The organism is Vallitalea pronyensis, assembly GCF_018141445.1.
Lineage (GTDB): Bacteria > Bacillota > Clostridia > Lachnospirales > Vallitaleaceae > Vallitalea > Vallitalea pronyensis.
Map to the genome: position 1 here is coordinate 2,685,959 of NZ_CP058649.1, position 24,751 is coordinate 2,710,709.

The window sequence follows — 24,751 nt, forward strand, 5'->3', positions numbered from 1 at the left end:
GGGTTTTAACGCCCTTTTCTCTTGGCTTTTACTTTCTTTTTTGCCACAGAAAAACCAAAAGAGCCTAGTTTATTGCCTAAACCAAAGTAGTTGCCATGGGAATAACAGATAGGAGCAGCTTGGTCCAGGTGAAATTTCCCTTGTGCATCCAAATAGTCATCATCCACATTGACAGCTACAACTTCTGCCATAAACATATCGTGAGAACCTAGGGGTTTTATCTCGGTTACTTTACATTCAATGTTAACAGGACTTTCTGCTATAAGAGGTGCTTTAACGGCTACACCTTTCACAGGAGTTAGCTTCATGGCTTCAAATTTATGGATATCCCGTCCTGATTTGACACCACAATAATCTGTAGCTTTTGCTAAACGTTCAGTAGTGAGGTTAATAACAAATTCGCCCGTTTCTTTGATGATTTTATATGAGTAGCGCTCAGGTCTTATGGAAAGGTAGGTCATGGGTGGATTGGTGCAAAGGGTACCTGTCCATGCAATGGTAATAATATTATAGTTTTCTGCCTCGGTACCGCAAGATACCATAACGGCTGGCAGAGGATAGATCATATTCCCAGGTTTCCATTGTATTTTAGCCATATGCTTACTCCTTTTCGTTAAAATAATTTGCATGAAGTGCATGCTCATGGTTTGCAAATAAAAGGTCGATGTAATAGGTATACCGACATGGTTATTATAGCATGGTATGACCCATCCTGAAAGCGTTATTATTGAAGATATTTTTTTTTATTGTAGAATAATTTTATGACAATAATATACGACTAATTACGATAATATTCTTTATTTATAGTGGTAATCACAAAATAAGCTTTATTATATTAAGAGACTATTAAGACTTGTTACCTATTGTCATGAACAAATATTGACAAGATTTGGTAAACAAGGTAGAATGTTGGAAAGTAAGGAAGGGGGATGAAAGATGAAAAGTATTAAAACTAAGCTGATTGTGGTCACATCGATTATTGTGTTAGTGTCTTGCAGCATACTGGCTTTCGTATCCTACACAACGAGTTCTAAAGCACTACTAGATAAGGTGAAAAATAACCTCACAATTATATCAGAGAAATCGGCTCAAGTTATTGCTGAAAGAATTAACATAGAAAAAAAAGTTCTTGAAGCTGTTGCATCTAAATCACAAATTGTTGAACAACGTTATACCATGAGAGAAAAAATGAACGCCTTAAAAGATGAGGTAAGAAAAAATAACCATCAGTTTATGATTCTCACCGACAGAGAGGGGCAGGGAGAAGTCACCAATAGTAAACCTGAAAACCTGGCTGACCGAGAATATTTTCAAAGAGCGATACAAGGCGAAACGGTTATATCCGATATTTTGAAGAGCAAAATTGACGGGACAGATATCGTCACTTATGCGACACCCATTAATCGAAATGGTGGTATAATAGGCACCTTGGTAGCGGTTAGAGATGCTGCTAGTTTTAGTGAATTAATTGCAGATGTAAAAATTGGTGACATGGGACAAGCATTTATTGTGAACCATGAAGGGCGAATTGTGGCTGATTTGGACTATCAACGAGTCACAGATCAAGTCAATATGTTAACACACGCTCAAGACAATCAGTTGACAAAACAAGAAGCTATTGTGAATCAAATGATTGCACGACAAAATGGAAGTGGGGACTATACCGAAGATGGTGAACAATACATCATGGGTTATGCACCCATTGAAGGTACTAATTGGTCACTGGGTGTTGTTGCACCTGTTAATGAGGTCTTAAGTGAACTTGATACCATGAGTGAATCAAGCCTCAAAACAACACTTATTATTCTATGCGTCAGTCTCATCATTATTTACCTGTTTGGCAAGATGATTGCCAAACCACTAAAACAGCTTGTTATGTCCATTAACCGCTTATCCGACTATGAGTTAAGCAAGGATGCCATGGTACATGTTAAGCACTACTATAAACGTAAAGATGAAATTGGGGCCATTACCAATGCCTTATCTAAAATGAACGATAATTTTATTGGTCTTATACAAAACATCATGCACGTGTCGACAGATGTACGGGATGCATCTGAATCCATGTCCGACGTAACAAGGCAAACGGCTGTTACAGCAGAAGAAACAGCCACAACCATTGGTGAGATTGCTAGAGGTGCTACGGACCAAGCAAAACATACAGAAACAGGTTCAGAAACGATTTACGAGCTAGGTCATTGTATTGAACGTGAACATGAGATTATGACAGAGTTAAATGATAATACCAAGCAGGTTAACAATCTTGTGAACAACGGGTTAGTTGAAATTGAAGCTTTAATTGATAAAACGGAAGAAAGTGGTCGTTCAGCCAATGAGATATTCCAAGCCATCAAAGAAACCAATGCAAGCACCCAGAAGATTGGCAAAGCAAGTACCATGATTGCTGCCATAGCAGAGCAAACCAATTTGCTAGCATTGAATGCAGCCATAGAAGCTGCACGTGCTGGTGAGGCAGGAAAAGGATTTGCAGTGGTAGCTGATGAAATAAGAAATCTGGCAGAACAATCAACAGAGTCTACTAAAGAAATTGATATGATGGTAAATGAGCTCATTAGTAACGCCAATAATGCAGTGACCAAGATACAAGAAGTTTCTGAGATTGTACAAGCTCAGATAACCAGTGTTAAAGAAACGGAAGGTACCTATCAAGAGATTTCACAAGCTATTGCAGAAGCAGGGTCTAGTGTGACTAAGTTAAACGATATGGGTACAGAACTTAGAAAACGAAAAGACGACATATTAGAAGTCATGACGAACCTATCAGCCATAGCAGAAGAAAATGCTGCTGGTACAGAAGAAGCGGCAGCATCTACCCAAGAACAAGCGGCTTCCATCCAAGTCATCGCTCAGACAAGTAACCAATTATCTACCCTTGCCAATACTTTAGACGAATCAGCTTCTAAATTTAAGATATAGCTTGATTAACAAAGTATAGGTTCATTGTTCTAATGTCAACATACAAAAAGCGTATAAATGATCAATTATACATTTTATACAATACATTTATACGCTTTATCTGCATCTATTCTATAAAAAAATATTTCTTAATATAGCATTCCAGTGTAGTAAAATACCCTCTTGACAAAGGTTTTTATAATAGTACATAAAAAGGTAATTATTGACATATTTTACAATATAAGATAAAATAAAATTGAATCTTAGACAATTATGTTGACTATAAAGGGGACAGATATGAAGAGTATTAAAACAAGATTAGTCGTATCCATATGTGTCATTGTTATACTATTAAGTGGGGGATTATCGCTCGTATCTTTATTTCAAAGCAGTGACGCACTCATTAACAAAACAGGTAATCATCTGGAAATCATAGCAGATAAATCAGCTCAAGTCGTATCCGAAAGGCTTAATACAGAAATGCGGGTTTTAGAAAAAATCGCATCCATGGAGAAAATAAGTGATCCCAGTGTAGCCATCAGAGATAAGATGACTTTGTTGAGAAGAGAAGAGGAGATAAGTGGTTACATCTTTATGGATTATATTGAGCTAGATGGAACTGCTCATTTTACAAATGGTAAGCCACAAGATGTAAGTGACCGGTTATATTTTCAAGAGGCCACAAAAGGTAAAACTGTTATTTCAGATGTATTAGAAAGTAAAATTGATGGTTTGCCCATCGTTGCTTATGCAACACCTGTAAAACATAATGATAAGATTGTTGGTGTGTTATCTGGTGTAAAGGATGCAAGAGAGTTTAGCAACATTATTTCGGATGTTAAGATTGGTGAATCAGGATACGCATTTATTATTAATCACGAAGGACAAATGGTAGCCCATCACGATGTGGATCAAGTGATCAATAAATTTAACATATTAGAAGATGCCATTGAAAAAAAAGAAACCAAACTAGAAAGTATCATTCATAAAATGACCAATCAAGAGATAAGCAGTGGTCAATTCACAGAGAACAATAAAGATTCTATTATGGGCTATGGACCTGTTCATGGTACCCAGTGGTCCATTGGTATTGTCGCACCCATTGATGAAGTGATATCTGAGTTAGGGGATATGCAGAAGAATAGTTTATTAACGGCTGTGATTGCCATTATAATCACCTTTATCTTTGTCTATATCGTTGGTAGTATGATAGCAAAACCATTAAAAAAGGTATCTGTTGTACTGAACCAATTAGCTCAGTATGATCTAAGGCTTGATGACAAGCAGTTACAACAATATGTTAAGCGAAGAGATGAAGTAGGTGTCATCGCTCAATCGTTAATAAGAATGCAGCAGAGCTTTACAGATCTCATTAAGCAAATCACAACCATATCCAAGAGTGTAAGTGATTCCGCAGATGTGATGACCACAATTACCGTACAGGCGGCTACAGCAGCTAATGAAGTGGCTTCAACCATAGAAGAAATTGCTAGAGGTGCTTCTGACCAAGCCCGTAACACGGAATCCGGTTCAGAAACAGCCATGGAACTTGGAACGTTGGTAGAAGAAGAAAAAGAACAAATGAAAGGGTTACAAGTCAGCTCCAAACAAGTTGTTGATTTGGTAGAGATAGGTCTCATAGAAATTGAAGAACTCATTCGACAAACAGAAGAAAGTGGAAAATCAGCAAGGGATATATACGGTGTTATTATGGATACCAATGAAAGCTCTAAAAAAATAGGTGGTGCCAGTACGGTGATAGCATCCATAGCTGAACAGACGAATCTATTAGCACTTAATGCAGCTATTGAAGCGGCTCGTGCAGGAGAAGCAGGTAAAGGATTTGCTGTGGTTGCCGAAGAAATTCGTAAACTGGCAGAGCAGTCCACGGAATCCACAAAAGAAATTGATGCGATTGTCAATGAACTGGTTACCAATGCCAATGATGCAGTTGATAAAATAAAAATTGTGACAGATACCGTTGAGATACAAGTTGCTAGTGTAAGAGAAACAGAAATAAAATACAAGCAGATAGCACACGCTATCCAAAATTCACAAGAGAGTATGGAGAAGGTTGTCCAGACAGAAGATATCGTGAATAACAAAAAGGCTGAAATACTGGATGTTATTCAGAACTTATCAGCTATTGCTGAAGAGAATGCAGCTAGTACGGAAGAAGCTTCAGCTTCTACAGAGGAACAATCAGCTTCTATGGAACAGATTGCTAATAACAGTGAAGGTGTCAGTGAACTGGCGAAGACCTTAGAAGAATTAGCTAACCGATTTAAAGTAGATTAATCCATACATATATACACAACCATTGAATCTATGCTATACTAGTCCTAGCTCCATATAAATCTGAGGTGATAATCATGAATGATGAAGGTTGTAAACCCCAAATTGCCGAAAGTGCCTATGTTGCGCCTAGTGCTGATGTGATTGGGCATACAAGGATTGGTGAAAAGTCTAGTATCTGGTTTGGGGCAGTCCTAAGAGGCGATATTAACCAAATTAACGTTGGGAAATATACCAATATACAAGATAACAGTACCGTACATGTATGTGACGATGCACCTGTTCATATAGGTGACTATGTTACCATTGGTCATAATTGTGTTATTCATGGATGCACCATACATGATAATAGTTTAATCGGTATGGGAAGTATCATATTGGATGGGGCTGTTATTAATGCATTCAGTATGGTTGGTGCAGGAAGTCTTGTAACGAGTTATAAAAGCTTCCCATCTGGAGTGCTTATATTAGGATCACCTGCTAAAGTTGTTCGTGAGCTTACGGAACAAGAAAAAGCACAGCTTAAGGTATCCGCCGAACATTATGTGGATACAGCAAGTAAGTATAAGTAAAATGAACCATATATTATGTGGCAAATATGTCAAATAATATATGGTTTTATTGCATTCAGGAAGGGTTTCATAAAAAATGACGCTACATAATTTCTATACCAATACGATTTGTAAAAAAGAAAAAATATTAAGAAAAAGTTAAGATATCCTTCATGTTTCAGTAAGGTCTATGGGACATAATGATGTAGAGTGGGTTATATAAGATCGCCAATGGGCAACCAATGGTTAGGGAGTAAAATCCAAAAAGAGGTGTTAAGATGGAAAAAATCATTGTAGCAGATGATGAATTAGAAATCAGAGAGTTAATCAAAGTGTGCCTTGAAAATGAAGGTTTTGAAGTCGTTACAGTTAGCAATGGTAAAGAGGCTGTTGAAGCAATAGATGACGAAACAGGATTAATCATATTGGATGTGATGATGCCTGTTATGAATGGTATTACCGCATGTACAAAAATACGAAAAATAAGCAGCATACCTATTGTTTTTTTAACAGCTAAAACACAGGATTCAGATATGATATTTGGTTTATCTGTTGGCGGGGATGATTATATCAAAAAACCCTTTATACCCCCTGTTTTAGTAGCAAAGGTAAAAGCAGTTCTAAGGCGATATCGGATACTTGGGGCTCATGCCCCCATGGAGGATAATCATCAGAATATCTATGTAAAAGACTTAGAAATTGATAAAGAAGCTCATGTTGTAAAACGAGAAGGGAAAGAAATTCACCTGACCCGTACAGAATTTAATATTTTATTATTATTTGCACAACATAAAGGGCAAGTATTCAGCATTGAACATATTTACGAAAGTGTCTGGAATGAAGCATTTATCGATGTATCCGCTAACACCGTTATGGTACATATTAAGAAATTAAGAAATAAACTAAAAACCAGCTTTCAAAACGAGTATATAAAAACCGTATGGGGGGTAGGTTATAAAATTGAAAAGTAGAAAGCCCCGTCATTACCGTTTAAAAGTAGAATTTCTTTTGGCGATTCTTTTAAGTTTTTTTATTGCTGCTTTTGGTATGTATGGTATTAGCTCCCTGTATGAAAGTTTTGCGGAAAAGAAATACGAAAAAGAGTTAGATAAAATTGATTTGGAAGTAAATGCTATTTTTTCGGAAATAGAAACGTATATAAAAGCGAATAAGATAAATCATTATAATCAATATTTATTGGATCAAGAGCTAAAACGCTATTTGCCATATGTGTTGGATGTGAGGATCTATAATAAAGATGAGTTAGAAATCTTGTTACTAGAAGAATATGAACCATGGCCAATCTATCAATATCAATATGTGGTGACAGAAGATCACATCTATATTCTTGCCGTTAAATTGGACACAATAGGCAAATATTATACGATCGTTAGCATTATGTTTATCATTGGGTTCATTACTTTATTTGTTATCAGTTTAAGTTATTTTATCAGTAGAAAGCAGAAGTATCTTCGGAAAATTGGCCAAGGCTTAGATATACTAGAAGGGGGTAGACTTGATCACCAAGTGCCTATCAAAGGAAACGACGAGATTACAGATGTTGCCAGGCACATTAATCAAATGAGTAAAGCTTTAAAAAGCCGAATAGATAAAGAAAAGCTTGACGAACAAGCTAAAAATCAATTAATAGCCAATCTATCCCATGATCTTAGAACCCCATTGACATCCATTACAGGGTACTTAACATTACTCAAAGACAATTACGATAATCAAGGTGATATACATCCTCAGTATCTGGATATTTGTCTTAATAAATCAACGGCATTAGGGGATCTTATTGAGCAGTTATTTGAATATGTCATGTTATCCAATGGACAAATGCAGTTACACAGCTCACCGATACATATAAGCAGGTATATCAGCCAGACGTGTTATGAATGGGCGTCCTTATTAGAAGAGAAGCATTTGAATCTTCAATTTCAAGTACAAGCATGTGACAAGCCGTACTTGATTGATGTTGATAAGTTTAATCGGGTGATGGAAAACTTATTTAAGAACATATTAAAATATGCTCACCCAGATAAAGAGATCTCCTTGATCACCTATGATGATGTAACCAGTTATCGGATTGAAATTGCCAATGGCATCCAAGATGGTATTGAATTATCGGAGAAAGATATTTTTAATCGATTCTTTACATCGGATCGAACCATGGAAAGTGCTGGTATTGGTTTGGCTATATGCAAAGAAATTGTAGCCATGCATGGAGGGGAGATTCAAGCCCATATCGCTGAGAGACGATTTACCATTGTCATTGATTTGTTTCAAAATTAGCCCATATAAAAGCATTTGTGAAGACTATCTCATAAAAGCTGAATAACATCCATATTATAGGAAAATATATGAGGATAAGCATAAAGCGTAGCAAAGGACGGCCAATGTCCTTTGCTTTTTCAGATTGCAACGTTAATGGGATGGTGGTATACTAGTTCCATGTTCTTTTATAAGAAAGGGGGAAACAGTTATTAAACTCAATCGACAAAAGAGATGGTTGGTTTCATTTTTTTTAGTCATTACATTAATTACAAGCATGTTTCTCATATTTAATCTTATATTTATTAGACGATTTTCGGATAGTGTTCAAAAAGGTCATCAATCAGATGTGGCTTATTTAAAAGAAGCCATCAATCTTCAATTAGAAGGTATTAATCAAGCCACTACCCAATTGCAGTTATTAAAAGAAACCAAACGGCTATCCCCTATAACAGATCATGAAGCTTTCAAAAACACAGTATTATTTGATATGATTGAAGATGTTAAATACACGGTTTCCAGTAATAACTTTTTAGAAAACCTTTATATTTATTATCCTAAGTCCGATTATGTTGTTGGGAATATTGGTAGTTTTAATAGTAAAAACTATTATTATTTAAAGGAAAAGGAAATTGCAGGTTATGAAAAATGGTTAGCCATGATAACCCAAGAAGGGTTTGGCTATCAGATTGTGGATGATTTGGTTCAGGGGAGTACATTACTATTGAAAAAAAGCATGCCACTGAACAGTAAGAAAGATATAGACTATATACTTGTTGCAGAAGTAAGTCAAGAGGCCATCATAAAATTACTTGAAGTCATGACCCGTACAAAGCCAAGAACACTTATTGGTATAGAGACGTATACCATAGTAGGTGATGACACACTCATAACCACGTATGAAGATTATAAGCATCACGTGGATATAAAAAATGAGTTTATCGTTATAAAAGAAAATATTGGTACACAACACATTGAAATGACATTAATATCCAGTGAGAAAGAAATCCTGGCAAACGTTAATACAATTAGAAATATCTCTTATCTTTTCTTAATGATATGTCTTGGAGTTGGTGGGATCTTAGCCTATTTGTTAGTTAAAAACAATCTAAAACCCATTCAGTATATGGTTAAAAGTCTTAATATTCCCGATAATGAAAATGTGGACGAGTTACTATTAATTGAAAAGCAAATCGATCGCTTACTTGAGGAAAGTCGCATTAAAAGAAGAAGAGCGAATAAAGATTTTATCGACCGTGTTTTAGACTATGCAGAACAGGACTATGCTGAAATATCCCGTCTTATTAAAAGATACGATGTGGACCTTATCTACACTTATTTTACCTTTGCTTCTATTGTTTTCTTAGAACCATTTGGTTTAGGGGAGGTTGAATCTTATTTTGACTTTATAGAGAAAACAGAAGAAAAAGCAACAGATTTTAGTTTAATTGCTTCAAAAGATAGAGAAAAAATCGTTCTTTTAATTAACCATGAAGATGATGATATCAAGGATAGAATAATAAAGCAGGTCTATGGGTACTGGCAACATAAAGACAAAAAAATAAAAATGGGTGTGAGTGAAACCACAGATCAGGTGGCAACCATTGCCGCTTTAAGCTATCAAGCCCACCGAGCTGCAATTGATGAGTTAAAACAAGGTATCAATTATTATCAGCCCGATGAAGGTTCGGATAATAATACCAGTAAAGTATTTATGAAGTGGCAAAAGCACCTATTGAATAAACAATACAAAGAAGCCAGCTATATGACACCAGATGTGGTGAATACGTATCTGAGCAAACAGTTGTATCCTGTTATTTATAATGGGAGGAAATATGCTGTTACCAATCAAGTCATAGAAGCATTAAACCAAGAAGCATGTGCTGATAAAGGTTATTACATATCCATGTTGTTATCAAGCACGGAAAATAAGCAACTCATACAATGGATTATAACCATATTGGATAACCTTGGACATACATGTCGTGTGCCTGATGAAACCATCACCCGTCTTGGTGAAAACATTAAGCAAATCATTGAAACACAATATCATTCCAGTGATTTGTGTTTGACCTATATATCCGAACAGCTCAATGTAAGTACATCCTATATATCACGAAATTTTAAGAAATGTTACGGTGTTGGTGTGGTTGAATACATGAATCGTAAGCGTATTGATCAAGCTAAGACCTATCTGGTAACGCATCAATATACCATCAAAGACATAGCGAATAAAGTGGGATTTTCAAGTGACCTTAATTTTATAAGGGTATTTAAGAAATATGAAAAGATGACACCTGGACAGTTCAGTGGTGAAAATCAACAAGGGAATTAGCATATATGCATAGGTATACAAATTTTTCACTTGCAAAAATTGTATATGATGACAGTGTTAAAACCTTAAAAGCTGATGAAAATTAATGTGTTAATAAAATGTATATAAATCATGGATGAAAAACCAATATAACTTGTGAAAAACATATGTTCACAAAGAAAAAAATAAATGGATGGTTTTTGCTGTGAAAAATGTATATTTAAATTCAATGAATAGGGTTGTACAATACCACTTGTAACCGAAAAAAACATAAAGGTAGAAGGAGTGTTTACAATGTTAAGAAAAATGGTATGTATGATGCTATTTCTTGTATTGGTGGCATCAGCTGTTGGGTGTCAACAAAAAGATTCAACTTCTGAAAAAGATGGGGGAAGTAATGACAAAACCGTAGCAAACCAAGATGGTAACCAATCAAAAGTTAAATCCATCAAAGTATGGATGCCGCCTTTTGGTTCTGACTCTGAAGGTGCAATGGACCTTGAAGTTTGGCAACAAATGACCAAGCCTTTTGTGGAAGAAACAGGTGTTAAGGTTGAGATTGAAATTATACCATGGAGCGGATATGCTGAAAAGTATTTAACAGCAATTACCGCAGGAAATGGTCCTGATGTAGGGTATATGTATCTAGAAATGATCGCTGATTTCATTGAAATGGGAGCTCTAGCACCCATGACAGAGTATGTGACACAAGAGCAAAAAGATAACTTCCTATACGATGAAAAGGGTATTATGAAAGGTGAGCAATATGCTTTACCAATTGTAGTAGGGAATGCTAGAATCATGTACTATAATAAAGATATATTAGAAGCTAACGGTATTACGGAAATACCAACAACATGGGATGCATTTGTTGAGACATGTAAACAGATTGAATCCGATGTGGATGGTGATGGAACAATTGATATCTATCCATTCATACAACAATGGAATGAGCCTCAAATTGGCGGTCTGAATGAAATTTTCTACCCATACTTATGGCAGTCAGGTGGCCAGATATTTGATGAGAATGGTAATTTTACTGTCAATTCTCCAGAAGGTCTTGAAGCAGCTCAATTTTTATATGATTTAAGATTTAAACACGAAATTTTAGATGAAAGTGTTACATCCCTAAGTGAATCCGATGTAATCGATAAATTCCTATCTGGCAAAGTTGCATTTGCAGTTATATCCACAAACAAGGCACAAAAATTTGCAGATGCAGGCATTAACTTTGACTATATAACATCCCTCACTAATAAGCAAAGAGGAACTTTTACAGCTGTCGATTCTTTAGTTATGCTTGAATCCGCAGAAGATAAAGAGCTTACATATCAATTAATATCAACGGTATTAAAACCAGAAGCCATGGAAGTCTTCCATAATATGTCACCTTTTGCACCCATTACAAAAGATGGTGTTTACATGGATGATGAACGATTTAAAAGACTGTATGATGATGATTCAGATGCTCTATTTTCACTACCACCTGTAAAAGGTTCTGTTCAAATCTACGAATATCTCCAAAAAAACCTACAGTTAATGATGTTAGGAGAAATGACGCCAGAAAGAGCGCTCCAAGGCGTGGAAGAGTATAGTAAAGTAGTATCTGAACAATAGAAATTGCTGGCATATGTCGCCTCTCTGAGGTGACATATGCATTAATTGGAGGATTATTATGCAAAGAACAAAAAATGATTATTGGGGGTATTTTTTTATCCTACCCAGTGTGCTTATCTTAATTGCCTGTTATGTCATCCCAATTATCATGGATTTTTACTATAGTTTTACGGATTATAATATCGTACAACCGTCTACTTTTGCAGGTTTAAAAAACTATAGTTATCTTATAAAAGATCCCTTTATTCGTGCGGCAGTGAGGAACACATTTGTTTATACCATTATCGTTGTACCAACACAAACCATACTTGCTTTGGTTTTAGCCAATCTTTTAGCTAAGTTATGTCGAAATCGTTGGGGTAATTTTGTTAGAAGTTCCTTGTTTATCCCTGTTATCTCTTCCATGATATTGGTGGGAAGTATCTGGCGGATTTTCTTGCGAACAGATGGGGGCTTCATTAATAATGTATTGCGTGTTATTGGTATTTCTAACATTAACTGGTTAGGCGATAAAGATTTAGCACTGATTAGTATTTGTATTGTTGCCATATGGAAAAGTGTCGGGTATTTTCTTGTCATCTATTATGCTGGTATTATGGACATACCTTCATCTTTATATGAAGCAGCAAAAGTGGATGGTGCCACACCTGTACAACAGTTTTTTAACATCACGTTGCCCATGTTAAAACCCATTACCTATCTTGTTGTCACATTAGGAACCATTTGGTCTTTTCAAGTATTTGACCTTGTCTATACCATGACCGGTGGGGGTCCTGGATTTGCAACCAATACCCTTGTATTGAATATCTATACATCTGCATTCAAAGAATATAGAATGGGTTATGCCAGTGCCATATCCATCTTGTTGCTGATCATGATTCTATGTGTTTCAGTGATTCAAAAAGCAACATTTGACAGAAAGACAGGAGGGGTAAAATGAAAAAGAAATGGCCATTGTATGTGGTAAGTTTACTATGCGTTATACCCGTCGTTCTAGCCATCATACCCTTTGTTATCATGGTTTTGACATCTTTTACTCAAAATACGGACATTGGTCTGAGATTCAATTTCAATGAAATGAATGTCGTTAATTATAAAGCGTTATATAGGAATTTTAACTTCCTTAATTCTTTGAAAAATAGTATTATCGTTGTTAGCTGTGCCTGCTTTTTTAACTGTTTAATTGCGTCCATGGCAGGATATGGTTTTGCCAAAAAAGAGTTCTTTCTAAAAGAACAGATTTTTTGGATCTATCTCATAACCTTAATGGTACCAGGGCAAGCGATTATTGTGCCTTTATTTATCATCATGAATAAACTGGATTTGCTCAATACCTATACGGCTTTGTTTGTACCCATTATCAATGCTTTTGGGGTATTCTTAACCAAGCAATTCATTGAGGCCGTGCCTGACGAATTGTTAGAGGCGGCAAGAATTGACGGATGTGGCGAAATAAGAAGCTTTTTCTCAGTGATTATTCCTTTGATTAAGCCGGTGCTCATTTCCTTGACCGTCTTTACCTTTGTTACCTCATGGAATGACTTTATATGGCCTTTAGTTACGGTTAACAATAGTAAAATGAATACATTAACCTTGAGTTTATCCTTATTGCAGGGTAATTATTCTACCAATTACGGCTTGTTAATGGCTGGTACAACGGTTACTTTTTTACCGCCGTTTATTCTATATGTCATTTTACAAAAGCAATTTGTTGAAGGGATAGCATTAAATGGCCTAAAAGGTTAGACGTTAGCATGTATATGGATAAGTGTTTATTCGTCGATTATTATAGTAGATAAAAAGCCATGGTAGAATGATGACCATGGCTTTTATATGTTTAGGAATCAAGTAGTCCAAAGGGCTACTTTTTTGTTGTTTTTAAAATACAAGAGACCCATTGTACCTATGTTAAGAAAAAATTAAGAAAAAAGTCATTATATGGCAAGGTGTATCCTATAACATAATGGGTAGTATTCGCCAGCCATCCACCATAACCCTATACATTAACATACAGAAATGGAGGAATCTATGACCACGATCATTGAGATAAAAGGATTAAAAAAAGTATATCACATGGGTACAGAAAAAGTAGAAGCTTTAAAAGCGATTAATCTTAAGATAAAAAAAGGTGAGTGTTGCTGTATATTAGGTACTTCAGGCTCAGGCAAATCCACTTTACTGAACATGATTGCAGGACTTGAAAAACCAACTGCAGGAGAAATCGTCATTAAAGGGCAACACATTGAGAAGATGAATGAAGAACAAGTCACTCGGTTCAGACAGCAGCATGTAGGGTTTGTCTTCCAATCGTATAATCTATTACCCAATTTAACAGCTCTGGAGAATGTAGCCATGCCCATGATATTTGGTGGTCTTCATAAGAAGAAACGTCATCATGAAGCCAAGCGGATGTTAACAGCTGTAGGGTTAGGTGACAGACTTGACCATCGACCATCTCAGATGAGCGGGGGACAGCAACAGCGTGTGAGTATTGCCAGAGCATTTGTAGGCACACCAGAGATTGTTTTTGCGGATGAAGCCACAGGTAACCTTGATACCAAGACGACCATTGAGGTCATGGAACTTTTTACGGAAATGATTCACAAGAATCATCAAACGTTAATCATGGTTACCCATGATATGGAAACAGCCGTGTATGCGGATCGTGTTATTCATGTACGGGATGGGCTCATTGAAAGGATTGATGAAACCCGTGATGACATTCTAAAAGGATTAAATATGAAACAGGAGGCTTAAAAATGAAAAAAAGCAAATTATTAATGATGGTATGCATATTCATGATCACATGGAGTATGATTGGTTTTTACGCACAAGCGGCAGATACCAATGAAATGATTGTGGATATCTATTCCGTTGATAAGAGTCCTATATCGGAAGGGACAGAATTCAATTTGACATTTGGTTTAAAAAAGATCAGTGGCGGCACCATATCAGATGCTACATTAACCATCAATCCAGGAAGTTTTACCCTAAAGAATACAGGTTCTGTTATTTCTGTTAACGCTGCGAATCTTACGTCTGGTAAAGACACCATCACCCTTCCATTAAAATGTTCAGGTGTGAATAACACCATGGTGTTAACCCTGGATTACAAAGATGATGGAACACCTAAACAAGCAGTGAACAGCATCACCATAGACATGGTCAAGCCAAGTGCAGACACCACGCCAAGTACACCAACCAATACACAAAAATACAACCCTGACCTGACGGTGATCAATCAGACCATGCCAACCGTGACAGCTGGTTCAAAGCTGAATTTAGCATTAGAGTTACAGAATCTCAATACCCATCGAGCTAAGACCATTTCTGTAGAATTGGTACCGCCAAGCGGGCAAGATTTTTATTATGAAAGTAATACCATGAGTATGGTTAATTACATCAAAGAAATAAAATCAAAAGATAAATTTACATTAAACTATTCCCTTCATGTCTTAAGTGCGACCAAAGCTAAAACGTACATATTCCAATTGCGATACAAATACTATAATGCCTATGGGGACGAAAAGACAAAGACACAAGATATACACATCAAAGTGAAAAAAGGTGTGCCTGATATCCAATTGGCCATTAAAGATGTCAAGACAACTGATGATGTGCTCTATGCAGGTCAAGAGACAGCATTTAGTTTCTTAGTTGACAACCATGCAGGAATAGGAACCATTAAGCACATTGAAGCCTCATTACAAGGATTATCACAGGATGGATTTTCAATTGCCAATGGGGTCAATAGTCAAAGTCTATATGGTTTGTCACCAACCATTGATGGTAAGCTGGTAACTTTTAATATCTATGCTTCAGAAAAGATGACAACGGGGAATTATCCGCTGAAAGTACATCTGAAATACCAAGACAGCCAAAATAATGAGCAAACCTTTGAAAAAGAGGTCTACATAAGAGTGCTTAAGAAAAAAGAAGCATCTTTAAACGTCACCAACATCACAACCATACCATCTGGCGTGGGGGCAGGTAAAGAAGGGCAATTAAGCTTTATGGTTAAGAATACCAGTAAAGAAACCATGAAGCATATAAAAGTATCCTTAAAAGGATTATCTGCTGAGTCCATCAATTTAGCTCAAGGGATGAGCAATCAAGTGATTACAGAATTAACGCCCGAAAAAGCAGAAGAAAAAGTTATGTTTAACATCTTTGTTGCTGAGAAGCTCGCTAAAGGAAGCTATCCATTGACTGTTTATCTCACCTATCGTGATGCTCAACACGTTGAACGTACGTTGGAACGAGAAATCTTTGTTCAAGTGGAACAAAAAAAAGCAAATATTCTTATTAAGCATGTTCAAGTACCTAGACATTCCATAATAGATACAAAGCCTTTTAGCATATCTTTTGATGTGGTTAATCAAAGTAAACTTGAAGCCAAGGACCTGACCGTTTCTGTTAAATCCACAGATAGTATTGTACCTGTATCCCAGAATGTTCAATTAGTCCAATCATTAGCTCCAGGTGCTAAAAAACAGCTGAGCTTTCAATTACAAGCCACGTCGGATGCTAAGACACAGAATCATCTTTTAAATATTGAAATAAAGGGCAAAGATGAACAGTCTTTTACCACCATCAATCAGTATGTGGGCATCTATGTGAATAAAGACCAATCAGCAGGAAAACCAAACATCATAGTAGACAGTTATGCCACAAAACCAACCATTGTTAACGCGGGGCAGAATTTTGACATGCACCTTTCCTTCAATAACACCCATAAAACAAAGAAGGTCCAGAATATTAAAGTGTTCTTGACAGCAGAAGATAATACAGCCAAAGACAGTAGTAAATCAGGGAGTGTTTTCACACCTGTTAATAGCAGCAATACGTTTTTTATAGATGAGATTTTACCCAAAACATCCGTCGATAAAAAGTTAACATTATACACCATTCCTTATGCGCCTGCCAAGACCCATACCATAAAAGTTAATTTTGAATATGAAGACGATAAAGGCGCAACTTACACAGCAACAGAGCTTATTAGTGTACCAGTTATACAGCAGTCCAGTTTTATTACCAGCGATATTAATATACCGGATACCATGACGGTTAATGAACCACATACCCTTAATTTGGAGATTAGTAATACAGGTAAGACCACCTTAGATAATTTTACGGTGTTGGTGGAAGGTTTTGGTGCCAGTAATACACGTGGTTATATTGGTAACCTTGAATCAGGAAGAACAACCTATCATAAAGTAGATGTATGGCCTTTAGAAGAAGGAAAAGCATCAGGTTATATTATTTTTACCTATACCAAACCAAATGGTGAAATTGAAGAAGTGAAGAAAGAAATAACCACCGTTGCAGAAGCAGGTGTTGATTTTGGTACAGAAGGGATGATTGATGAGGAAGGTAATATGATGAACATAGAGCCATTGAACGCCAAGGGTAATAAGGTACCTATCCTACTCATTATCATCGTTGTAGTCATTGCTGCAGCTATTGTATTCATTGGCGTAAGAAGGTTTAAAAAGAAAAAGGATATGATGGACCATGAATAAATTTGATCTGATGACCATGGGGCTTAAGAATCTACTTCGAAGAAAATTGAGAACATTTCTGACCACATTAGGCATCATTATTGGCACAATATCCATTGTGGTCATGGTATCCATTGGCATAGGTATGCAAAAACAAATGAATGATCAGTTTAATCAATTTGGAAGTATTGACATTGTAACGGTTAATGTAGCCAAGCAGACAGCTAAGCTTACGAACAAAAAATTAAAGACCCATATCACAGCACAAGACATTAAGACATTTGAAAAGATTGATGGTGTAGAAGGGGCAACGCCTGTTATATCGTATACCGTTCATATGATAACATCCGACCGATTAAAAACACAAACGTTTATTAAGGGAATGAATTTAGCATTTTTTAAAAGATATGGACTTGATAAGGTCAAACAAGGGAGAAGTCTTACAGAAAAAGACCGTTATGGGGTATTGTTCGGAAAAGAAACGTTGTATGATTTTAAAAAGTCTGCAGAAATAGAAGAAGAAGAGGATTTTGATGAATTTTTTGAAGCCAGAAAACCACCCAAATTCAATCCAATGGATGCTGCAATGTATATGTCATTTGGCGAAGAACCCATTGGTAATGAAGACAGCAGCATTCAACCAGTACCCATAACACCTGTTGGTGTTCTTGCAACAACCAACTATTTGAAATCACCGTATGTCTATATGGACATAAAGCAATTAGAGGAGCTAAAACAAAACTATGATAAAATGACCGATTATCAGGCATATGGTGGGAAAATGCCTAAGAATGAAGGCTATACCGAAGTACTCCTTCACGTACCTGATCGAAATAATATCAAAAAAGTTCAATCAGCAGTAAGAAAAATGGGATTTAAAACAACCAGTTCGGAAGAGATTTTGAAACAGACGAAATCCATGAATAAAATTATCAACATGGTGTTTGGCGGCATTGGCGGCATATCACTTTTGGTAGCAGCAATCGGCATCACCAATACCATGGTTATGGCTATCTATGAACGGCGAAAAGAGATAGGTGTTATGAAAGTTATTGGGGCATCCCTACGCGATATAAAAGGATTATTCTTGTTTGAGTCTGCATCCATTGGATTTATTGGAGGTGTTATCGGTATTGTTGCTAGTTTGCTAATCTCTGCTATTGTTAATCTGGTGGCAGGCAATGCAATGATGGGTGAAATGGTGGAAACAGGGACCAAAATGAGTATATCCATCATTCCTGGATGGCTGATAGTATTAGCGCTGGGATTTACGGCTTTTATCGGGCTTATTTCAGGTTACATGCCTGCTGTAAAGGCTATGCGATTAAGTGCCCTAGAAGCCATTAAGACAGATTAATGTTAGAAAGAACGGTATACGTAATCATAAAATAAAGGGTTGTTGTATAAAAAACATGTCTGGTGTCGTTTTCATTTCCTGACAAGTTTATTCATGCAAGAACCCTTTGTTTGACAGTTTTTCCCAAGATTAATGACAAATTAATTGTCCATCAGAGGATGAACCATCCTCATGTTTGTAGTAAAATCCATATGGCAAGGTATAAAATGCTTATTATGACATCCTGATCGATGCACGTTACACTTGTAACATGAACATAAATTGATTATAATGTATAGAAAGTAAGGATAATGCTATGTTAGAGTGCATATAGCAAAAGGGTATAGATGAAAGGTTGTTTGACGATGGCTGATATAAAGACAAAAGGTATTGTTGTAAGTGAAATGCCAGTAGGTGAAAATGATAAACGCCTTGTGATGCTTACAAAAGACAAAGGAAAGATTGTTGTTTTTGCCAGAGGAGCAAGAAAAACAACCAGCATGCTATTGGCTGGTTCTCAGTTGTTTGCTTATGGCGACTTTGTTTTATATAAAGGAAAATCTGCCTATACCATGAAACATGTGCAGTTAATTGAATCCTTTCATGCTATTCGACATGAGATAGAGCTATTGGCTTATGGCCTCTATGTATTGGAGTTTGGGGAATACATATCCGAAGAGAATAATCCCAATACAGCTTTAATGAAATTGATGTTAAAGACATTGCAAGTTCTTGTTAAAGGGAAAATTAATCAAGAACTGATTATGCGCATATTTGAATTAAAAGCCATGAGTTATATCGGCTATACCCCCTGTGTTACCCATTGTGTGGAATGTGGTAAAACTGATATGTTAGATGCCTTTAGTAATCAACTAGGGGGTGTTTTATGCAAGACTTGCGGTGTTGTTCAAAAATCCACTGTTGCCATTAGAGAAAGTACCATATATACCTTGCATTATATCTTAGCCACACCTATTGAACAGCTGTTTACTTTCAAAGTGGATGATGGAATCATGGATGAATTGAAAAGGGTCATGATAAGATTTATCGGGTATCATCTGGACCATGAATTTAAATCCCTAAATTTTCTACTGAAATTATAGAGGTATGTGATAGAAACGCTATGTTTGTTAATGGATGAACAACCTTGATTAAAGATGAATAAGATAGAATAGTGGTATGAAATTATACCTTGACATCAAAACGTTGTTTTGATATACTTTTTGTCAGAAATGCGTTTGATCTTTATACAAGATGGTGTATAAGGAGCATATCATTAAGATGTAGATCTGTGATGAAAAAGAGAAGTAATTAATGATAAGTCTTTCAAGCGAATTCAGGTTGGTGGGAGCTGAATAAGATAAAATTAATGAATGGCGCTTTGGAGCAGTTATTGAAAGAAGTGGGTTGTGTTTTAGAAACACACCAAATAGGGTGGAACCGCGGAAGATGTTCTTTCGTCCCTTGATTGGGAGAGAGGAATGTCTTTTTTTGTGTTTCAAAAAGGTTATTAATTGCTCTCTTTTATATACGTAACAAGTCGTTAGGTATAAGTAAAAATCGTTATTATGAAAGGATGATGAGCATGGAAAAGACAATGGAAAAGGTCGTTGCTTTAGCAAAAGCAAGAGGATTTGTGTATCCAGGATCTGAGATCTATGGTGGTTTGGCTAACACTTGGGATTACGGCCCATTAGGTGTAGAACTTAAAAACAACGTAAAAAAAGCATGGTGGCAAAAATTCATTAAAGAAAGCCCATATAATGTTGGTGTTGATTGTGCCATTTTAATGAACCCTCAAGCTTGGGTAGCATCTGGTCATGTGGGTGGATTTAATGATCCGTTAATGGATTGTAAGAGTTGTAAAGAGCGTTTCCGGGCAGACCAACTCATTGAGAATTACATGAAGGATAACGGTCTGGAAATAGAAGATGCTGTGGATGCATGGTCCAATGAAGAAATGAAAACATACATTGACGACAAAAGTATTGTTTGCCCTTCCTGTGGTAAGCAAGATTTTACAGATATAAGACAATTTAATTTAATGTTCAAGACCTTCCAAGGCGTAACAGAGGATGCAAAAAATACCGTATACCTTCGCCCTGAAACAGCACAAGGTATTTTTGTGAATTTCAAGAATGTACAAAGAACGTCAAGAAAGAAAATTCCATTCGGTATTGGACAGATTGGTAAATCATTCAGAAATGAGATTACACCAGGTAACTTTACATTCCGTACAAGAGAATTTGAACAAATGGAATTAGAATTCTTCTGTGAACCAGGAACAGACCTTGAATGGTTTAAATACTGGAAAGATTATTGTGAAAAATGGATTCTATCCCTGGGTATTCATAAAGATAACATTCGTATGCGTGACCACAGCGAAGAAGAATTATCCCATTACAGTAATGCTACATCGGATATTGAATACTTATTCCCATTTGGCTGGGGTGAGTTATGGGGAATAGCCGATCGTACTGATTTTGACCTTAAGCAGCATGCAGAGCATTCGGGTCAAGATTTAACCTATTTTGATGATCAGAAAAAAGAAAAATATGTACCCTACTGTATTGAACCATCACTGGGTGCAGATCGGGTGACATTGGCCTTTTTATGTGAAGCTTATGATGAGGAAGAACTGGAAAACGGTGAAACAAGAACAGTACTTCGTTTCCATCCAGCATTAGCACCTGTACAGGTGGCGGTATTACCCCTCTCTAAAAAGCTGAATGAACAAGCTCAAGAAGTGTATACAAAGCTTGGTAAGTACTACAATGTGGATTATGATGATCGAGGAAGTATTGGTAAGCGTTATCGTCGTCAAGACGAAATAGGCACACCTTACTGCTTAACCTATGATTTTGATTCACTAGAAGATGCTGCTGTAACCATTCGAAATAGAGATACCATGGAGCAAGAACGTATTAAAATAGATGACTTACAGGCGTACTTTGAAGAAAAAATGGCATTTTAGGAAAAAATGTACAAAAAGGCAGAGAAAAATCATAGGTTATTGTTCAAATGGTTAAAATCTGCCTTTTGGCTTAAAAAAAATAAAAAAAGTGTACTTATTTTTTAATTTTATGATATAATATATGTCGGACTAAAGGTCTACAGTCAATTTTAGACAGTTACTTAACAGGATTATACAAATATTCTCAATAATAAATGTTAGAAAATGACTATTTGGTGATAATCTTGATATGGGTTATATTATTGGTCATTTTATAAGGTATGACTTAGAATGATACAAAAACAAAGAGGTCTTTACCACCTCTTTTAAATATAAAATTCTACAGGAGGTATATTTAATGAGCAAGAAATATGTTTATATGTTTAGCGAAGCTGATGCATCCATGAAAAACCTTCTTGGTGGAAAAGGTGCTAACTTAGCAGAAATGACTAAGCTTGGACTTCCAATTCCTCAAGGATTCACAGTTTCAACAGAAGCTTGTATTAACTACTACGATAATGGTGAAGCAATTTCAGAAGAGATTAAAGGTCAAATTGAAGATGCATTAGTACAGCTTGAAAAAATTAACGATAAAAAATTTGGCGATAATGACCAACCACTATTAGTATCTGTACGTTCTGGAGCGAGAGTATCTATGCCTGGAATGATGGACACAGTACTTAACCTAGGATTAAATGATGTAGCTGTAGAAGGTTTTGCAAAAGCTACAGATAACGCTCGATTTGCTTACGATTCATACAGAAGATTTATTCAGATGTTCTCTGATGTAGTTAAAGGTCTTCCAAAATCAAAGTTCGAAAGAGTTTTAGATGAAATTAAAGAAGCGAAAGGTTACGAAAGTGATCTTGATTTAACAGCTGATGATTTAAAAGATGTTATCACTGCATTCAAAGGCTTATATAAGGAGCAATTAGGTGAAGAGTTCCCTCAAGATCCAAAAGCGCAATTAATGGCTGCTGTAGAGGCTGTATTCGGTTCATGGAATAATGAGCGTGCAATCATCTACAGAAGAATGAACGATATTCCAGGTAACTGGGGTACTGCCGTTAATGTTCAAGCAATGGTATTCGGTAACATGGGTGATGGTTCAGGAACAGGTGTTGCTTTCACAAGAAACCCTGCAACTGGTGAGCCAGGTATCTATGGTGAGTACTTATTAAATGCACAAGGTGAAGACGTTGTTGCTGGTATCAGAACACCAGAACCTATAACAAGACTTGAGCAAGATATGCCAGAAGCATACGCTGAGTTTATGAAAATCGCTAATAACTTAGAAAACCACTACAAAGATATGCAAGATATGGAGTTCACCATTGAAAATGGTAAATTATATTTCTTACAAACACGTAATGGTAAGCGAACAGCTGCTGCTGCACTTAGAATTGCAGTTGATTTAGTAGAAGAAGGACTTCTTACACCAAAAGAAGCGTTAATGAAAGTTGAGCCTAAGCAATTAGACCAATTACTTCATCCAAACTTCGATGTAGCTGCTCTTAAAGCTGCTCAATCTGTAGCAAAAGGATTACCTGCATCTCCAGGTGCTGCTGCTGGTAAAGTTTACTTCACGGCTGAGGAAGCTGCAGAAGCTAACAAGCGTGGCGAAAGAGTTATCTTAGTAAGATTAGAAACTTCTCCAGAAGATATTGAAGGTATGTATGCTGCAAAAGGTATCTTAACTGTACGTGGTGGTATGACTTCTCATGCAGCCGTTGTTGCACGTGGTATGGGTACTTGTTGTGTATCTGGCTGTGGCGAAATCAAAATTGATGAAGAAGCTAAGACATTCACAGTTGCTGGACAAACTGTTGCTGAAGGTGAGTATATCTCATTAGACGGTTCAACTGGTAACGTGTATCTTGAAGATATTAAAACAGTAGACCCAGAGATTTCTGGTGACTTCGCTAAGTTCATGGCTTGGGCTGACGAAGTGAGAACATTAAAAGTAAGAACCAATGCGGATACACCAAGAGATGCACAAAACGCTGTTGAATTTGGTGCTGAAGGTATCGGGCTTTGCCGTACTGAGCATATGTTCTTTGAAGAAGATAGAATCTCTAAAATGAGAAAAATGATTGTTGCTAAAGAAGTTGACGAAAGAAAAGCTGCCCTTAATGAATTGTTACCAATCCAAAAAGGTGACTTCAAAGGCATGTACGAAGCACTTAAAGGTATGCCTATGACAGTACGTCTTCTTGACCCACCACTTCATGAGTTCTTACCTCACGAAGAAGCTGATATCAAAGCATTAGCTGCTGATATGGGCATCACTTTTGAAGCATTGAAAGAAACAGTAGACTCCTTACATGAGTTTAACCCAATGCTAGGTCATAGAGGTTGTCGTCTTGCAGTAACGTATCCAGAGATTGCTGAGATGCAAGCAAGAGCAATAATCGAGGCAGCTATCGAAGTGAAGCAAGAAAAAGGATACGATATTGTTCCAGAAATCATGATTCCTTTAGTTGGTGAAATTAAAGAATTAAAATATGTAAAAGAGACTGTTGTAGAAGCTGCTGACGCTGCTATTGCTGCTGCTGGTATTGATATGAAGTACTCAGTAGGAACAATGATCGAGATTCCTCGTGCTGCATTAACAGCAGATGCCATTGCTGAAGAAGCTGAATTCTTCTCATTTGGTACAAACGACTTAACGCAAATGACCTTTGGTTTCTCTCGTGATGATGCAGGTGCATTCTTAGAAGATTACTATACAAAAGGTGTATTTGAATCTGATCCATTTGCTCGTTTAGACCAAACAGGTGTTGGCCAATTAGTAAAAATGGCTGCTGAAAAAGGTAAAGCAACAAGACCTAATATTAAATTAGGTATTTGTGGCGAGCACGGTGGCGATCCAGCATCTATTGAATTCTGCCATAACGTAGGATTGAATTATGTGTCTTGTTCACCATTTAGAGTACCAATTGCTCGTTTAGCTGCGGCTCAAGCTGCTTTAAAATAAGTAATTGATTAGCCGTC

At 36.5% G+C, this 24,751-nt stretch carries 16 protein-coding genes and 1 other annotated feature; of the genes, 15 read left to right on the top strand and 1 reads right to left on the bottom strand.

Features of this window, described 5'->3' with window-relative positions; all coding sequences use genetic code 11:
* Window positions 1–5: 5 nt before the first annotated feature.
* Entirely contained in the window at window positions 6–596 is a 591-nt protein-coding gene (locus HZI73_RS11120) for a flavin reductase family protein (protein WP_212698299.1), read from the bottom strand.
* 340 nt (window positions 597–936) lie between these two features.
* Here HZI73_RS11120 and HZI73_RS11125 point away from each other — a divergent pair, with 340 nt between their 5' ends.
* From HZI73_RS11125 to ppdK, 15 genes are all read left to right on the top strand, one after another.
* On the top strand, window positions 937–2,937 hold the full coding sequence (locus tag HZI73_RS11125) for a methyl-accepting chemotaxis protein (protein WP_212698300.1): 2,001 nt from the start codon (window positions 937–939) through the stop codon (window positions 2,935–2,937).
* Window positions 2,938–3,213: 276 nt separating this feature from the next.
* Window positions 3,214–5,214, top strand: a complete 2,001-nt coding sequence (locus HZI73_RS11130) for a methyl-accepting chemotaxis protein (protein ID WP_212698301.1) — start codon at window positions 3,214–3,216, stop codon at window positions 5,212–5,214.
* Between the two features lie 74 nt (window positions 5,215–5,288).
* Window positions 5,289–5,783 (top strand): gamma carbonic anhydrase family protein, encoded by a 495-nt coding sequence (locus tag HZI73_RS11135; protein ID WP_212698302.1) that lies wholly within the window; start codon window positions 5,289–5,291, stop codon window positions 5,781–5,783.
* A gap of 257 nt (window positions 5,784–6,040) precedes the next feature.
* Window positions 6,041–6,733: a response regulator transcription factor gene (locus HZI73_RS11140; protein WP_212698303.1), complete on the top strand. Its 693-nt coding sequence runs from the start codon at window positions 6,041–6,043 to the stop codon at window positions 6,731–6,733.
* Complete coding sequence (locus HZI73_RS11145) at window positions 6,723–8,057, top strand: HAMP domain-containing sensor histidine kinase (RefSeq protein ID WP_212698304.1); 1,335 nt, start codon at window positions 6,723–6,725, stop codon at window positions 8,055–8,057. The genes HZI73_RS11140 and HZI73_RS11145 overlap by 11 nt, the downstream gene beginning before the upstream one ends.
* A gap of 256 nt (window positions 8,058–8,313) precedes the next feature.
* On the top strand, window positions 8,314–10,371 hold the full coding sequence (locus HZI73_RS11150; RefSeq protein WP_212698305.1) for a helix-turn-helix transcriptional regulator: 2,058 nt from the start codon (window positions 8,314–8,316) through the stop codon (window positions 10,369–10,371).
* A 273-nt stretch (window positions 10,372–10,644) separates the two neighbouring features.
* The gene (locus HZI73_RS11155; protein ID WP_212698306.1) at window positions 10,645–11,967 is read left to right on the top strand and encodes an ABC transporter substrate-binding protein; all 1,323 of its coding nucleotides are present in this window, start codon (window positions 10,645–10,647) and stop codon (window positions 11,965–11,967) included.
* A 58-nt stretch (window positions 11,968–12,025) separates the two neighbouring features.
* The gene (locus HZI73_RS11160; protein ID WP_246552464.1) at window positions 12,026–12,907 is read left to right on the top strand and encodes a carbohydrate ABC transporter permease; all 882 of its coding nucleotides are present in this window, start codon (window positions 12,026–12,028) and stop codon (window positions 12,905–12,907) included.
* Window positions 12,904–13,713 carry a carbohydrate ABC transporter permease gene (locus tag HZI73_RS11165; protein ID WP_212698307.1) on the top strand — a complete coding sequence of 270 codons (810 nt, stop codon included), beginning with the start codon at window positions 12,904–12,906 and terminating at the stop codon, window positions 13,711–13,713. The genes HZI73_RS11160 and HZI73_RS11165 overlap by 4 nt, the downstream gene beginning before the upstream one ends.
* Before the next feature lie 282 nt (window positions 13,714–13,995).
* Window positions 13,996–14,724, top strand: a complete 729-nt coding sequence (locus tag HZI73_RS11170) for an ABC transporter ATP-binding protein (protein WP_212698308.1) — start codon at window positions 13,996–13,998, stop codon at window positions 14,722–14,724.
* Window positions 14,725–14,726: 2 nt separating this feature from the next.
* Complete coding sequence (locus HZI73_RS11175) at window positions 14,727–17,489, top strand: COG1361 S-layer family protein (RefSeq protein WP_212698309.1); 2,763 nt, start codon at window positions 14,727–14,729, stop codon at window positions 17,487–17,489.
* Entirely contained in the window at window positions 17,482–18,825 is a 1,344-nt protein-coding gene (locus HZI73_RS11180; RefSeq protein ID WP_212698310.1) for an ABC transporter permease, read from the top strand. Before HZI73_RS11175 ends, HZI73_RS11180 begins: the two co-directional genes overlap by 8 nt.
* A 344-nt stretch (window positions 18,826–19,169) precedes the next feature.
* Window positions 19,170–19,907 carry a DNA repair protein RecO gene (gene recO / locus HZI73_RS11185; protein WP_212698311.1) on the top strand — a complete coding sequence of 246 codons (738 nt, stop codon included), beginning with the start codon at window positions 19,170–19,172 and terminating at the stop codon, window positions 19,905–19,907.
* 182 nt (window positions 19,908–20,089) lie between these two features.
* Window positions 20,090–20,272 (top strand) — a binding site (T-box leader).
* A gap of 117 nt (window positions 20,273–20,389) precedes the next feature.
* Window positions 20,390–21,778 (top strand): glycine--tRNA ligase, encoded by a 1,389-nt coding sequence (locus HZI73_RS11190; RefSeq protein WP_212698312.1) that lies wholly within the window; start codon window positions 20,390–20,392, stop codon window positions 21,776–21,778.
* Window positions 21,779–22,115: 337 nt separating this feature from the next.
* Complete coding sequence (ppdK, locus tag HZI73_RS11195) at window positions 22,116–24,734, top strand: pyruvate, phosphate dikinase (RefSeq protein ID WP_212698313.1); 2,619 nt, start codon at window positions 22,116–22,118, stop codon at window positions 24,732–24,734.
* Window positions 24,735–24,751 lie beyond the last annotated feature (17 nt).